This is a genomic window from Marinobacter bryozoorum (assembly GCF_023156245.1).
Taxonomy (GTDB): Bacteria; Pseudomonadota; Gammaproteobacteria; order Pseudomonadales; family Oleiphilaceae; genus Marinobacter; species Marinobacter bryozoorum.
On sequence record NZ_JAKZAH010000004.1, the window covers coordinates 98,152 to 111,973 of the forward strand.

The following is a 13,822-nucleotide window of genomic DNA, read 5'->3' on the forward strand; positions in this document are numbered from 1 at the left end:
CCTCATCGCTTTTAAAAATGGCGGGTTACCGCCAGGACCGATTTGGAGAGACTGGAAATCGTGCGTATCTTGCTGTCGAACGATGATGGAGTGCATTCCCCGGGGCTGGTGGTGCTTCACGCAGGCCTGGAAGGGCTGGCAGACCTGGAGGTGGTTGCCCCGGACCGGGACCACAGTGGTGCCAGTAATTCCCTGACCCTCAACCGGCCATTAACCGTGGAAAAACACCCGGGGGGCTTTCAGTCAGTGGACGGCACCCCCACCGACTGCGTTCACCTGGCGGTAAACGGGCTCTTTGATGAGCCCTTTGACCGGGTTGTTTCCGGTATTAATACCCACGCTAACCTTGGCGATGACATTATCTATTCCGGCACTGTGGCAGCCGCCACCGAAGGTCGCCACCTGGGTCTGCCTGCCATTGCCGTATCCCTGGTGAACGAGGGGCATTTCCATTACGAAACCGCGGCCCGGGTAGTACGCGAGCTGCTGGAACGGGAAGACCTGCCGGATCTCGGTAGTCGCTGCATCCTCAACGTCAATGTGCCGGATGTCCCCTGGGGTGAGATCGCCGGTTTCCGGGTGACTCGCCTTGGCCACCGCGCCCGGGCCCAGGGCGCCGTTCCCATGACGTGCCCGAGGGGCAGGTCCCGCTACTGGATCGGCGCAGCCGGGGCGGGCGCTGATGCCGGGCCCGGTACGGATTTCCATGCCATCAGCCAGAACTACGTGTCCATCACGCCGGTCCATATTGATATGACCAAGCACGATGCCCTGTCATCGTTAAGGCAATGGGTGGAGGCCGGACGCTGATGGTTGCTATTGATGGAATCGGAATGACCTCCCGACGTACCCGGCTGCGTTTGATCCAGCGCCTCCGGGAAGCGGGTATCCGGGACGAGCGGGTGCTCGGCGTTATGGAGGAGATACCCCGCCATATCTTCCTGGACGAAGCCCTGGCCCACCGGGCCTACGAAGACACAGCGCTGCCCATTGGTTACAGCCAGACCCTCTCCCAGCCCTATATTGTCGCGCGGATGACCGAGGTTTTGATGGGCACCAGCCCCAAAAAAGTGCTCGAGCTCGGTACCGGGTCCGGTTACCAGACCGCCATCCTGGCCCGTCTGTGCGACGAGGTGTACAGCGTCGAGCGCATCAAACCACTGCAGGACAAGGCGCGGGAGCGCATGCATCTGCTGAAGCTGCGCAATGTCATGATGCGGCTGGCGGATGGACCCATGGGCTGGCCTGAGCAGGCACCCTTTGACGGAATTATCGTGACTGCGGCCCCCAGGACGGTTCCCCAGGAGTTGCTGGGCCAGTTGGCGGACGGAGGTGTCATGGTGATTCCCGTTGGAGAGGAACACCAGATGCTTGTAAAGATTACCAGGGATGGCGACCAGTTCCATACCGAGGATGTTGAGGCGGTGCGATTCGTACCGTTGTTGGGAGGGGTTGTTCGTTGAACGGACTGCTTCAGTACACCGGGGTTTTTCTCCGGGGTATGGCCATGGGGGCGGCAGACGTAGTGCCGGGGGTGTCCGGTGGTACGGTAGCGTTTATTACAGGAATCTATTTCCGCCTGCTCGGGGCTATCGCCGCAGTACCGTCAGCGCTACTCAGCGACCTGCTCCGGGGGCGGGTACGCCGCTTCTGGAACCGGGTTGACGGTAGCTTCCTGGTCAGTCTGTTGGCCGGCATCCTGGTGAGTATAGGCACGCTCGCCAATATGATTACCTGGGGCCTGGATACCTATCCGGTCGCCTTGTGGAGCTTCTTTTTCGGGCTGATTCTTGCCTCCGTCTGGCACCTACTGGGGCAGGTGAAAGCACCCAGTCGCTGGTTGGTGGTTCCCGTTGTCGCGGGTGCGGCCTTCGCCTGGTGGGTAACGACATTGGCCGCTGGCCAGGTGGACCCGGGTGCCCTGGCGTTCTTCCTGTCCGGCGCAGTCGCTATTTGCGCAATGATACTGCCGGGCTTGTCCGGTAGCTTTATCCTGCTGGTGCTGGGTATGTATGCGCCGGTATTGTCGGCGGTAAAGGAGCTGGATCTGGCCATTATCAGCCTTTTCATGGCAGGCTGCGTGCTGGGTTTGTTGAGTTTTGCGCGCTTACTCGGTTTCGCATTACGCAAGGCCCACGATGGGGTATTGGCGCTATTGACCGGTTTTATGATTGGCGCCCTGAATCGGGTATGGCCCTGGCAGGAAGTGCTCAGCTCGCGGACCGACAGTATTGGTGACAGGGTTCCCCTCGAGCAGGTCAGTGTATCGCCGATGCGCTATACCGAGGTTACCGGCGAGCCGGCCCAGGTACCGGTAGCCGTGGTGGCCCTTCTAGTGGGGTTGGCTATTGTGCTGCTGGGGGAATGGCTGGCGGGGCGCTCTTCTCGGGCGGAATTGGCCGCAGGAAAGATGTGACTGAAGGGCCAATACCGGAGGTATTACCGCATAGTATTGCGAGATTAATCACAGCAGTACTGAGATGGATGTTACTTTTTCAGAGGTTATTTGTTTCCGACGGTAACACCCTGCGGCTCCGGGTAACCCGGATATGTGAATAAAAGATGCAATAAATTAGTGGGTTAGAGGATTTACCGTTAATCCATGTTAAGCTGAAAAGATAATTTCGAGATAAAAACGATATCAATATATCCGTGAATTATAGCTCCAGCCAGCAAGGTACGGGTCTCGTCCCCCGTTCTCCGATCCGCCCGGGTCGGGGAAAACCGCTGCTTTTGTTGTTATTTGCGGTGCTGATACTCCCCGCCCTCGTTGGCTGTAACACTTCGGCGATCTACGGCGACGGGGCTTACAACCCGCCAGTTTACTGGGGGCGACACGTGGTTGAGCGCGGCGACACCCTCTACAGCATCGCCTGGCGTTACGGCCGCGACTACCGGGAACTCGGTGATGCCAACGGAATTGGTCCCCCTTACCGGATCTACCCCGGGCAGGTTATTCGCCTTGACCGGCGAGGCAAGACCCCGGCCGGTGGTACCAGGGTAGCGTCCTCTCCGAAGCCTCCCCGGGAATCCGGGCGCAAGAAATCCACACCCGCCCCGAAACCTGAACCAAAGGTTACCCGCAAACCGGACACCAATGTTGATGTTTCCCGGCAAACCCAGACTGTTTCAGATATTAACTGGCGCTGGCCACACATTGGTACGGTAATTGCAAAATTTTCTACATCCGGAAAAATGAACAAAGGTATTGATATTGCCGGAAATTCCGGCGACCCGGTAAGGGCCGCGGCCGATGGCAACGTGGTCTATGCGGGTAATGGGCTGCTGGGGTATGGCAACCTGATTATCATTAACCACAACGAGCACTATCTCAGTGCCTATGCCCATAACCGGCGCATCCTCGTTGCAGAAGGGGAGGACGTGAAGCAGGGCCAGACGATTGCGGAACTGGGAAGTACCGGCACCGACGGCAACAGGCTTCACTTCGAGATACGCAGGAATGGCAACCCGGTTGACCCGATGCCGTACCTGCCACGACGCTGAGAAGTGTTCCTTTCAGCGGGAACACAGTAAAAGAAAGCAGGGAGGCATAAAAAATTTCCAAACAAGGCACACTGTCATCAGACCGACGTCGAACTCTGATAACAAGAAGAAGTGAGCTGGTCCGTCATTATCGCACTGGCCAGAAACAGAAATGACCTGAATCCCAAGCAAGAAAAGAGAAGCCCACAACAAGAATAATCGTGGGTAAACATCCGGCAAGGCCCGGGGATGTCCAGACCCCTGAGCCCGGAGCGTGCCGACCGGATCATTTGAAAGGCGGGGCAAGAGTTATGTCTGCAGAAGAAGAGATGATCATCGATCGTGTTGCTGATGTAGAAGAGGCGGAAGAGGAGGTGGAGGCCCCGGTGGCGTCCGCTATGGAAACTCCGGGAGGCGCGGCGGCGCAGGTGTCAGGAGCACAGGGGTTTACCCCCCACGACCGGTATTTCGGCAACCAGAAACAACTGGACGCCACCCAGCTCTACCTCAATGAGATCGGCTTTTCGCCGTTGCTTACCCCCGAAGAAGAGGTCTATTTTGCGCGTCTGGCCCGCAAGGGAGAGGAGTCCGGACGCAAGCGTATGATCGAGAGTAACCTTCGGCTGGTGGTGAAAATTGCCCGGCGCTACGTTAATCGCGGCCTGACCCTGCTGGACCTGATCGAAGAAGGCAACCTTGGCCTCATTCGCGCAGTGGAGAAGTTTGACCCGGAGCGGGGCTTCCGCTTTTCCACCTATGCCACCTGGTGGATCCGTCAGACCATCGAGCGGGCCATCATGAACCAGACCCGCACCATCCGCCTGCCCATCCATGTGGTCAAGGAACTGAACCTCTACCTGCGGGCGGCCCGGGAACTGACCCAGAAACTGGACCATGAGCCATCGGCAGAAGAAATCGCCCGTATGGTGGACAAGCCGATCAGTGACGTTGAGCGCATGCTGGGACTCAATGAGCGGGTGGCCTCCATGGATACCCCCATCGGTGCCGGTGGTGAGAAATCCCTGCTCGATACCGTAGCGGACGAGGGCGCCACGGACCCCGCGGACCTGCTGCAGGATGATAACCTGTGTGCCTGCCTGGAACAGTGGATTGACCAGCTCAGCGACAAGCAACAGGAAGTCCTGGCGCGCCGTTTCGGGTTACGGGGATATCCCACCTGCACCCTGGAAGAAGTGGGCCAGGAAATTGGGCTTACCCGCGAGCGGGTACGGCAGATCCAGGTGGAGGCCCTGCGTCGCCTGCGGGAGATCCTCGAGAAGGAAGGCCTGTCCAGCGGTCTGCTGTTCAAGTAACCCGCCTGGAAATACCTGTGAAGCAGCCGGCTCCCGTAGTCGGCTTTTTCATGTTTACGGTAAAGTGTGATCCGGTCCGAAACCGCGCTGCCCGTAAGCCGGCTTTCTCCGGTACTATTTCGGAGTCCCGACAGGTGGGGCGATAATAACCAGAAACAGGAGTATTCAATGCTGAAGCGAGTTGCGGGTGCCGTTATGGGAATCTGCGTGGCCATGACCCTGGCGGCCACAGCGACTGCCATCGAGGTGGACGGTGTCGACGTCAGGGATTCGTTCGAAGCCGGCAGTGAGCAGCTGACACTGAATGGCGCTGGTACGCGTTCCAAGTTTTTTATCGAGCTGTACGTGGCGGCTTTGTACTTGCCTGAAAGCTCGTCTGACAACCAGGCCATCCTTGCTGCGGACGAACACCAGGCTATCGCCCTCCATGTGACCTCCGGCCGTATCAACAGTGACAACATGACCGAAGCCACCCTTGAAGGCTTCGAGAAGTCCACCGACGGCAACCTGGCCCCGATTCAGGGTGAAGTGGATCAGCTGCTCCAGGTTTTTGCGGACGAAATCAATGAAGGTGACGTGTTCGACCTGGTCTATGTGCCAGGAGAGGGTGTCCAGGTCATCAAGAATGGTCAGCTGGGTGACACCATCGGCGACCGGGCCTTCAAGGAAGCCCTGTTCGGTATCTGGATCGGCGATGACCCCGCCCAGGGTAGTCTGAAGGATGACATGCTGGGAGACTGAGCTCCCTGGTGTCTCGCCCGGACTTGCCGGGCGGGACACCAGGGGTCTGATACCCTAATCCAGGTAATCCCTTTTCTGTTTGAATTCACACAGGTCCTCGATCATACAGGATCCGCATTTGGGCTTGCGGGCAGTGCAGGTATAACGCCCGTGGAGGATCAGCCAGTGATGGGCGTCCATCAGGAACTCCTTCGGCACCAGCCGCATCAGTCGTTTTTCCACTTCCAGCACGTTCTTGCCCGGGGCAATACCGGTGCGGTTGGATACCCGGAAGATATGGGTATCAACCGCCATGGCCGGTTGCCGGAATGCGGTGTTGAGCACCACATTGGCGGTTTTTCGTCCCACGCCGGGTAGTGCTTCGAGCTGCTCCCGGGTATCCGGCACCTCACCGCCGTGCTGTTCGATCAGCGCGCGACAGGTCTTGATAACATTCTCCGCCTTGCTGTTGAACAGGCCGATGGTCTTGATGTACTCCTTGAGTCCGTCGACACCCAGAGCGAGGATGGCCTCCGGGGTATTGGCGACCGGAAAAAGCCTGGCGGTGGCCTTGTTGACGCCCACATCCGTTGCCTGGGCCGAGAGAATCACCGCAATCAGCAGTTCAAACGGGGTGCTGTAGTTAAGCTCGGTGGTAGGCTCCGGGTTGGCGTCCCGCAGACGGCTGAAAATCTCGATGCGTTTCTGTTTATTCATGGGGACCGATTGGTTGCTGTGTCATCAGGAAATGTTGCCGGTGACCCGGACCCGCTTGCTGCCAGCGGTCACGGTCTCAGCAGACCCTGCCTTCCGACGGGCCTCCAGTTGGCTGTCGATGCCGTTCTTCAGGGCGATAAGCAGCCCCAGCCCCACGAAGGCGCCAGGTGGCAGCACCATGAACAGCATGTCCGGGTAGTCACGGAACACCTGCAGGGTCCAGTCAGCGGCGACCGGGCCCAGCAGCAGGTGCATGTCGGCGAACAGTGTGCCCTGGCCGATCAGCTCCCTCATACCACCAAGCACCAGGAGCACCGCCAGGAACCCCAGGCCCATCATGGCACCATCCAGCAGGGCAGGGGCCGGACCGGTCTTGGAGGCAAAGGCATCGGCACGCCCGAGAATGGCGCAGTTGGTGACAATCAATGGAATGAAGATGCCCAGGATCTGGTAAAGCTCGTAGGTGAAGGCCTGCATCAGCAGTTCGGCGCAGGTCACGAAAGAGGCAATGATCATTACGAAAGCGGGCAGGCGAACCGAGTCCGATACAAAGTTGCGGATCAGGGATACCGCCAGGTTGGAGCCCATCAGCACCATCAGGGTGGCGATGCCCAGGCCCAGTGCGTTCACCACGGTACTGGTCACGGCCAGCAACGGGCACAGGCCCAACACCTGGACCAGGGCCGGGTTGTTGGTCCAGAGGCCGTCGCGGATGATCTCGCTGCTGCTCTTCGTGCTCATGTCAGCGTTGCTCCCTGTTGGGCTGTCGGCGGCCAGGGCCTTGCCGTTGACTTGTGCTATCAGCTCCGATGGCGTCGAGGATTGCCGGTCGGTTCTGGCGGAAGTAGATCAGCGTATGCTGCACCGCCTTCACCACGGCCCGGGGGGTGATGGTGGCGCCGGTAAACTGGTCGAACACGCCGCCGTTCTTCTTCACGTTCCAGTTGCGGGGTTCCGGATTGCCCAGCGACCGTCCCTCAAAGGACAGCACCCAGTCGGACTTCTTCAGCTCGATCCGGTCGCCAAGCCCGGGCGTCTCCCGGTGACTGGTGACCCGCACCCCCAGCACTTCGCCGGACAGGTCGATACCTACCAGAAGGTGGATGTCGCCGGAGTAGCCATCAGGCGCCACAGCCGGCAGGATCAGGCCCACCGGTTCCCCATCCCGGCGGGCGACCCGCGCGGTTACCGGTCCCTGGATGGCAATCCGGTCGCTGGCGGGCAGGGTGGCGATATCGTTCAGCAGGTCGTTATCATGCTCTGTTTCCGGAATGATCTGGTACAGGGCGGCGGCCTCGGCACGTGCCTGCTGCTCCTCAATACGGTCCGCCGTCAGTTGCTGGGTGAAGGCGATGGTGCCGCCGGTGATAACGGCAAACAGCCCAAGGCCAATGGCGCTGCGCCGGATGGATTGTGCCAGTGCCGCCATAGGTCTACCCCGTCTTGCCCGGAATACCGCGCCGGGGCTTGTGGTGCCCGTAGGTACGCGGTGGTGTGTAGTGGTCGATGAAGGGCACCGCAAAGTTCATCAGCAGCACACTGAAGGCCACGGCGTCCGGGTAGTTGCCCCAGCTGCGGATGGTATAGATCAGCACGCCGATGCCTGCGCCGTAGATCAGCTTGCCCTGATGGCTGGTCGCCGCTGACACCGGATCAGTAGCGATAAAGAAGGCCCCCAGCATGGTGCCGCCGGCCAGCAGGTGCAGTGACAGCGGTGCGTACTGGTCCGGGTTGCTGCCAAAGGCCAGGCTCATCAGGCCCAGCGCCGCCAGCAGGCTGACCGGAGTGTGCCAGGTGATAATGCGCAGGGCGACCAGCGCCAGTCCGCCCAGCAGGAAGGCGCCGTTGACCCATTCCCAGCCCTTCGCCACACCGGCACCGAAGGTGGGGTGCTGCAGCACCTCGATTGCCGTGTGGCTGGCAACCTTGTGCTTGTACTCATCCAGCGGGGTGGCCATGGTCCATCCGTCGATGCCGGCCTGCGGGCCGCCGAAGATGGTGCTGAGGGTTTCGCCGAACCCGGGAGCGTCTGGCAGTGTCACGGCACCGGCCCAGTTGGTGGTCATGGCCACCGGAAACGAGACCAGTACCAGCGCATAGCCCACCATGGCCGGGTTGAAGGGGTTGGCTCCCAGGCCACCATAGAGTTGCTTGGCCAACACAATGGCGGAAATGACCGCAACCGCCGATACCCACCAGGGGGCGAACTGGGGCAGCGACAGGCCCAGCAACAGGCCGGTAACGGCGGCGGTGTTATCCCGCAGGAAGAAGGCAACGGGCTTGTGCCGGAGTTTGAGCATGGCGGCCTCGGCGCCGAGGGCGAGCAGTACGCACCAGACCACGTTGATCAGGTTGCCCCAGCCGAAGAACCAGGTTTGCGCCAACAGGCCGGGCAGGGTCGCCAGGATGACGATCAGCATGACCCGGGAGGTGGGGCGCGCACCATGGGCGTGGGGTGAGGACTGCTGTACCAGGCTCATTGGCCGGCCTCCGTCTCAAGCTGCTTGCGGGCCTCGGCGAGGGCATCTTCTGCGCGTTTTACCCGGTCCAGGTTCTTGGCAACGGCGCGCTCCAGCTTCTCTACATTATCGGCCTGGGCGGCCCTGGCGTCGTCTAGCATGCTCTCCATGGTTTCGAGTTTGCCCTTGGCCTGGTTGAGCTGTTTTTCCAGCGACTCGATATCGGGCTTGTCGGTCGTGGTTGCCGATGTGGCTGCGGCTGCCGCAGCCGGCTTGGCCTTCTTGCGTTCCAGGGCCTGTTGCACCATGGCTGCCCGGGCAGAGCGCTCATCGGTGGCTTCGCCTTCGGCAACCGCTTTCTCTGCCTCTGCCTCTTTTTTCTTCTGGGCCTCGGCTGCTGCCCTGGCCCTTTCTTCGCGGCGGCGTTCTTTCTCCTCCTGCTCACGCTCCAGCCGAGCCTGGCGGGCCTCGAAACGTTCCCGGGCCCGGTCTGCCTTGATCTGTTCGGCCCTCTGGGTGCGGATCTCACCCTTGGCGTAGCGATAGTACTGAACAAGGGGAATCGAGCTGGGGCACACATAGGAGCAGGCCCCGCATTCGATACAATCGAACAGGTTCAGGTGTTCTGCCCGATCAAAATCCTGGGCCTTGGCATGCCAGAACAGCTGCTGCGGCAAAAGCTCCATGGGGCACACCTCGGCGCACATACCGCAGCGGATACAGGGTTGTTCCGGCGGAGGCGTGGGCAGTTCGTTCTCGGTGGCGGCAACTAGGCAGTTGGTGGTCTTGATCACCGGAACCGATGTGTCTTCCAGGGTGTAGCCCATCATCGGCCCGCCGAGGATCAGGCGATTGATCCGCTCGGGGTGGAAGCCGGCCTGGTCCAGCAGGTGCCGGGCCGGCGTACCGATCAGGGTTTCAAAGTTGCCCGGGTCATCCACACCGGCGCCGGTCACCGTGGTAATGCGGGAAACCAGTGGTTCGCCCCGGTTGATCGCCTGGTAAACCGCCATGGCGGTGCCCACGTTCTGGCACATGACGCCAATATCGGCGGGGATGCCGCCGCTGGGGACTTCCATACCGGTAAGGATCTGGATCAGCTGTTTCTCCCCGCCGGAGGGGTACTTGGTGGGCACCACCACCACTTCTGCCTGGGTGCCCTCGGACGCCTTGCGCATGGCTTCGATGGCTTCCGGCTTGTTGTCCTCAATGGCGATCACGCAACGCTCCGGACGCAGAATCCACGACATGACCTTGATGCCGCCATGGATCTGGTCGGCGCGCTCCCGCATCGCCATGTCGTCCGCGGTGATGTAGGGCTCGCATTCCGCGCCATTAATGATCAGGGTACTGACCTTGCGGTCACTGGGGGGCCTGAGCTTGATACTGGTGGGAAAGCCGGCGCCGCCCATGCCGCTGATGCCGGCTTCCCGGATCAGGTCCAGGACGTCATCGCGGTGCAGCTTGCGGTAATCCGCTACGGGTGACAGCTCGCACCAGGCATCATCACCATCCGGCTCCAGCACGATACACCAGTCCGACATGCCGGAAGGGTGAGGGACCGGGAGCAACTCGATGCCCGCTATGGTGCCGGAGGTGCTGGCGTGGACCGGCACGCCCATACCGGAGGTGACATCGGCGAGCTTCTGGCCCTTGAGGACCTTGTCTCCCGGCTGCACCAGGGGCTCCGCCGGTGCTCCGATGTGCTGTTGCAGCGGTAATACCAGCCGTTCGGGAATACCCCCCTTGCGGATCGGGCGGGCGGTGGACTGGTGCTTGTTCTCAGGCGGATGGACGCCACCGGGGAAGTTCCACAGCTGTGTCATCAGGCACTGGCCCCCTGGCGATCGGTGGCGATGATGGACGGGCGCGGTGGCTGCCAGGTCCAGTGGCGAATGTCGGGCTCGATGGTAACCATATCGATGCAGTCCACCGGGCAGGGTTCCACGCACAGGTCGCAGCCGGTGCATTCGCTCTCGATTACCGTATGCATGTGCTTGGCGGCACCGAGGATGGCATCCACGGGGCAGGCCTGGATGCACTTGGTGCAACCGATGCATTCATCCTCGCGAATGACGGCCACGCGGCGGGCCTGTTCCACGCCATGTTCGGCATCCAGGGGCTGGGGTTCCACGTCCAGCAGGTCGGCCAGGGCCTTGATGGTGGCTTCGCCACCTGGGGGACACTTGTTGATGGCATCGCCATTGGCAATGGATTCGGCATAGGGGCGGCACCCCGGGAAGCCGCACTGGCCGCACTGGGTTTGAGGTAACAGCGAGTCAATCTGGTCCACCAGCGGGTTGCCTTCGACGCGGAAACGCTCGGCGGCGAAACCCAGCAGGGCACCGAACACCACCGCAAGGGCCAGCAGGACTGCGACTGCAATCAGGATGCCTGTCCACATAGCTTCAAGCTCCGTCAGACGCTGACCAGGCCGGTAAAGCCCAGGAATGCCAGTGACATCAGTCCGGCGGTCACCATGCCGATGGCCGCACCCCGGAAGGCAACCGGCACGTCGGCCACGGCAATGCGCTCACGCATGGCGGCGAACAGTACCAGCACCAGCGAGAAACCGGCGGCGGCACCGAAGCCGTACAGGACTGATTCAACGAAGTTGTTGTTCTTGTTGATGTTGAGCAGCGCCACACCCAGCACTGCGCAGTTGGTGGTAATCAGGGGCAGGAAGATGCCCAGCACCCGGTAGAGCAGCGGGCTGGTCTTACGCACCACCATTTCGGTGAACTGGACCACCACCGCGATCACCAGGATAAAAGTGATGGTCCGCAGGAAGGTCAGGTCCAGCGGCTCCAGCAGCCAGGTATAGGCCAGGTAGCTGCATACCGATGCCAGGGTCAGCACAAAGGTGGTGGCCAGGGACATGCCCATGGCGGTTTCCAGCTTCCCCGACACGCCCATGAAGGGGCACAGGCCGAGAAACTGCACCAGCACAAAGTTGTTGACCAGTATGGTGCTGACCAGGATCAGCAGGTATTCCGTCATCGGTACGCGTGCTCCGATTGTTGGTGCGCGGTGTTACATCACCCGCATGCCGGGGGTGGCGCCGGAGTCAGGGGAGAGGATAAAGATATCCTTGCCCCCGGGGCCAGCGGCCAGGACCATGCCCTCGGAAAGCCCGAACTTCATCTTGCGCGGCTTGAGGTTGGCCACCATGACGGTCAGCCGGCCCTCAAGATCCTCCGGCTTGTAGGCAGACTTTATACCCGCGAACACGTTGCGTTCGCCATGCCCTACGTCAAGAGTGAGCCGAAGAAGCTTGTCGGCGCCTTCCACATGCTCTGCCTTGATGATCTTCACCACCCGCAGATCCACCTTTGCGAAGTCCGGGAACTCGATCTCGTCAGCGATGGGCTCCAGGTCGGCAGCGGGGGCTTGTTCAGCCTTTTGGCCGGTAGCCGCCGGCAGTTCTTCCTTTGAGGCTTCGATCATCTTCTCGATCTGGGCCATGTCCACCCGGTTCATCAGGGGCTTGAACTTATCGATGGGGTGGTCTTCGAGCAGTTCGGCCCGGTTGTTCCAGTCCAGCCGCAAATTCAGGAAACTCTCGGCGCCTTCGGCGGTCTTCGGCAGTACCGGCGCCAGGTAGGTCATCAGCAGGCGGAACATGTTGATGGCGTTGGTGCAGATGGCCTGGAGTTTCTCGTCCTGGCCTTCCTGCTTGGCAATGACCCAGGGCTGCTCGTCGTTCACATACTGGTTGGCAATATCCGCCAGCTCCATGATGCGACGCATGGCGCGGCCGAATTCGCGGGCCTCGTAGAAGTCGGCGATTTCCTCGCCGGCCTCGATAAAGGTGTTGAGGCGGTCGGTCTCGGTCACCTGGCCGAGGCGCCCGTCAAAGCGCTTGGTGATAAAACCGGCACTGCGGCTGGCAATGTTCACCACCTTGCCCACCAGGTCCGAGTTCACCCGGGCGGCGAAGTCCTCCAGGTTCAGGTCCATGTCGTCCACGCCGGCGGTCAGCTTGGCGGCGAAGTAATAACGCAGGTATTCCGGATTCAGATGATCCAGGTAGGTGCGGGCCATGATGAAGGTGCCCCGGGACTTGGACATCTTCTTGCCGTTAACCGTCACGAAGCCATGGGCCCAGACTGCCGTCGGCGTGCGGAAGCCGGCGTCGTGGAGCATGGCAGGCCAGAACAGGGCGTGGAAGTTGATGATGTCCTTGCCGATGAAGTGATAGACCTCGGCAGTGGAATCCGCTTTCCAGAAATGCTCGAAATCGATATCGGTCCGGTTGCACAGGTTCTTGAAGCTGGCCAGGTAGCCGATGGGGGCGTCCAGCCAGACATAGAAGTACTTGCCCGGGGCGTCGGGGATCTCAAAGCCGAAGTAGGGCTTGTCGCGACTGATATCCCACTCCTGCAGGCCCGCGTCCAACCACTCGGCCAGCTTGTTGGCCACCTGCTCCTGCAGGGTGCCGCTGCGGGTCCACTCTTTCAGGAAACCGTCAAAATCCGGCAGTTTGAAGAAATAGTGCTCGGACTGCTTCTCCACGGGGGTGGCGCCGGATACGGCAGAACGGGGGTTGATCAGTTCCGCCGGGGTGTAGGTGGCACCGCAGGCCTCGCAGTTGTCACCGTACTGGTCTTCCGCCTTGCATTTGGGGCAGGTGCCCTTGATGAAACGATCCGCCAGGAACATCTCCTTTTCCGGGTCGAAGAACTGGGTTATCTGGCGGGTAGCGATGTGGCCGTTTTCCTTGATCTTGCGGTAGATGTACTCGGAAAACTGCTGGTTCTCCTCGGAGTGGGTGGAGTAATAGTTGTCAAAGCGGATGTTGAAGCCCGCGAAGTCCTCCTGGTGCTCGTCCCGGATGCGGTCGATCAGCTGTTCCGAGGAGATACCTTCCCGCTCGGCCCGCAGCATGATGGCGGTGCCATGGGCGTCGTCGGCGCAAACGTAGTAACAGTTGTGGCCACGCATCTTCTGATACCGCGCCCAGATATCCGTCTGAATGTATTCCAGCAGGTGACCCAGGTGAATCGGGCCGTTGGCGTAGGGCAGGGCGCTGGTAACCAGAATATCGCGCTGTTTGTCGCTCGCTTGCGTCATGGTGATGTCCGAACCTCGGTGAACTTGTCGGAGGGGCTGCCGTCGGGGCAGCTCCTT

The 13,822-nt window shown here is 60.8% G+C and carries 14 protein-coding genes; 6 read left to right on the forward strand and 8 right to left on the reverse strand.

What is annotated here, in order from left to right:
* The first annotated feature begins 60 nt into the window (after positions 1 to 60).
* The 6 genes from surE to MLC59_RS03860 all read left to right on the forward strand — a co-directional run bounded on the left by surE (position 61) and on the right by MLC59_RS03860 (position 5,537).
* Positions 61 to 810 (forward strand): 5'/3'-nucleotidase SurE, encoded by a 750-nt coding sequence (gene surE / locus MLC59_RS03835; protein ID WP_248231155.1) that lies wholly within the window; start codon positions 61 to 63, stop codon positions 808 to 810.
* Entirely contained in the window at positions 810 to 1,463 is a 654-nt protein-coding gene (locus MLC59_RS03840) for a protein-L-isoaspartate(D-aspartate) O-methyltransferase (protein WP_427901693.1), read from the forward strand. The genes surE and MLC59_RS03840 overlap by 1 nt, the downstream gene beginning before the upstream one ends.
* 38 nt (positions 1,464 to 1,501) lie before the next feature.
* On the forward strand, positions 1,502 to 2,416 hold the full coding sequence (locus MLC59_RS03845; protein WP_427901695.1) for a DUF368 domain-containing protein: 915 nt from the start codon (positions 1,502 to 1,504) through the stop codon (positions 2,414 to 2,416).
* Positions 2,417 to 2,733: 317 nt separating this feature from the next.
* The gene (locus MLC59_RS03850; RefSeq protein ID WP_248231010.1) at positions 2,734 to 3,504 is read left to right on the forward strand and encodes a peptidoglycan DD-metalloendopeptidase family protein; all 771 of its coding nucleotides are present in this window, start codon (positions 2,734 to 2,736) and stop codon (positions 3,502 to 3,504) included.
* A 377-nt stretch (positions 3,505 to 3,881) separates the two neighbouring features.
* The gene (gene rpoS, locus MLC59_RS03855; RefSeq protein ID WP_427901696.1) at positions 3,882 to 4,796 is read left to right on the forward strand and encodes an RNA polymerase sigma factor RpoS; all 915 of its coding nucleotides are present in this window, start codon (positions 3,882 to 3,884) and stop codon (positions 4,794 to 4,796) included.
* Positions 4,797 to 4,964: 168 nt separating this feature from the next.
* Complete coding sequence (locus MLC59_RS03860) at positions 4,965 to 5,537, forward strand: chalcone isomerase family protein (RefSeq protein WP_248231012.1); 573 nt, start codon at positions 4,965 to 4,967, stop codon at positions 5,535 to 5,537.
* A 54-nt stretch (positions 5,538 to 5,591) separates the two neighbouring features.
* On the opposite strand, the gene nth is transcribed toward MLC59_RS03860, so the two are convergent.
* The 8 genes from nth to metG are packed head-to-tail and all read right to left on the reverse strand — an operon-like array spanning position 5,592 to position 13,765.
* On the reverse strand, positions 5,592 to 6,233 hold the full coding sequence (nth, locus tag MLC59_RS03865; protein ID WP_248231013.1) for an endonuclease III: 642 nt from the start codon (positions 6,231 to 6,233) through the stop codon (positions 5,592 to 5,594).
* Between the two features lie 24 nt (positions 6,234 to 6,257).
* A complete protein-coding gene (locus MLC59_RS03870; protein WP_248231016.1) occupies positions 6,258 to 6,974 on the reverse strand; it encodes an electron transport complex subunit E in 717 nt (238 codons plus the stop codon).
* 1 nt (position 6,975) lies between these two features.
* Entirely contained in the window at positions 6,976 to 7,662 is a 687-nt protein-coding gene (gene rsxG, locus MLC59_RS03875) for an electron transport complex subunit RsxG (protein WP_248231018.1), read from the reverse strand.
* A gap of 4 nt (positions 7,663 to 7,666) precedes the next feature.
* Entirely contained in the window at positions 7,667 to 8,713 is a 1,047-nt protein-coding gene (rsxD, locus tag MLC59_RS03880; protein WP_248231021.1) for an electron transport complex subunit RsxD, read from the reverse strand.
* Positions 8,710 to 10,518 (reverse strand): electron transport complex subunit RsxC, encoded by a 1,809-nt coding sequence (gene rsxC / locus MLC59_RS03885; protein ID WP_248231024.1) that lies wholly within the window; start codon positions 10,516 to 10,518, stop codon positions 8,710 to 8,712. Before rsxC ends, rsxD begins: the two co-directional genes overlap by 4 nt.
* Positions 10,518 to 11,096 carry an electron transport complex subunit RsxB gene (gene rsxB, locus MLC59_RS03890; protein WP_248231026.1) on the reverse strand — a complete coding sequence of 193 codons (579 nt, stop codon included), beginning with the start codon at positions 11,094 to 11,096 and terminating at the stop codon, positions 10,518 to 10,520. Before rsxB ends, rsxC begins: the two co-directional genes overlap by 1 nt.
* Before the next feature lie 14 nt (positions 11,097 to 11,110).
* A complete protein-coding gene (gene rsxA, locus MLC59_RS03895; RefSeq protein ID WP_091848420.1) occupies positions 11,111 to 11,692 on the reverse strand; it encodes an electron transport complex subunit RsxA in 582 nt (193 codons plus the stop codon).
* 33 nt (positions 11,693 to 11,725) lie between these two features.
* Positions 11,726 to 13,765 carry a methionine--tRNA ligase gene (metG, locus tag MLC59_RS03900; protein ID WP_248231027.1) on the reverse strand — a complete coding sequence of 680 codons (2,040 nt, stop codon included), beginning with the start codon at positions 13,763 to 13,765 and terminating at the stop codon, positions 11,726 to 11,728.
* Positions 13,766 to 13,822: the final 57 nt, after the last annotated feature.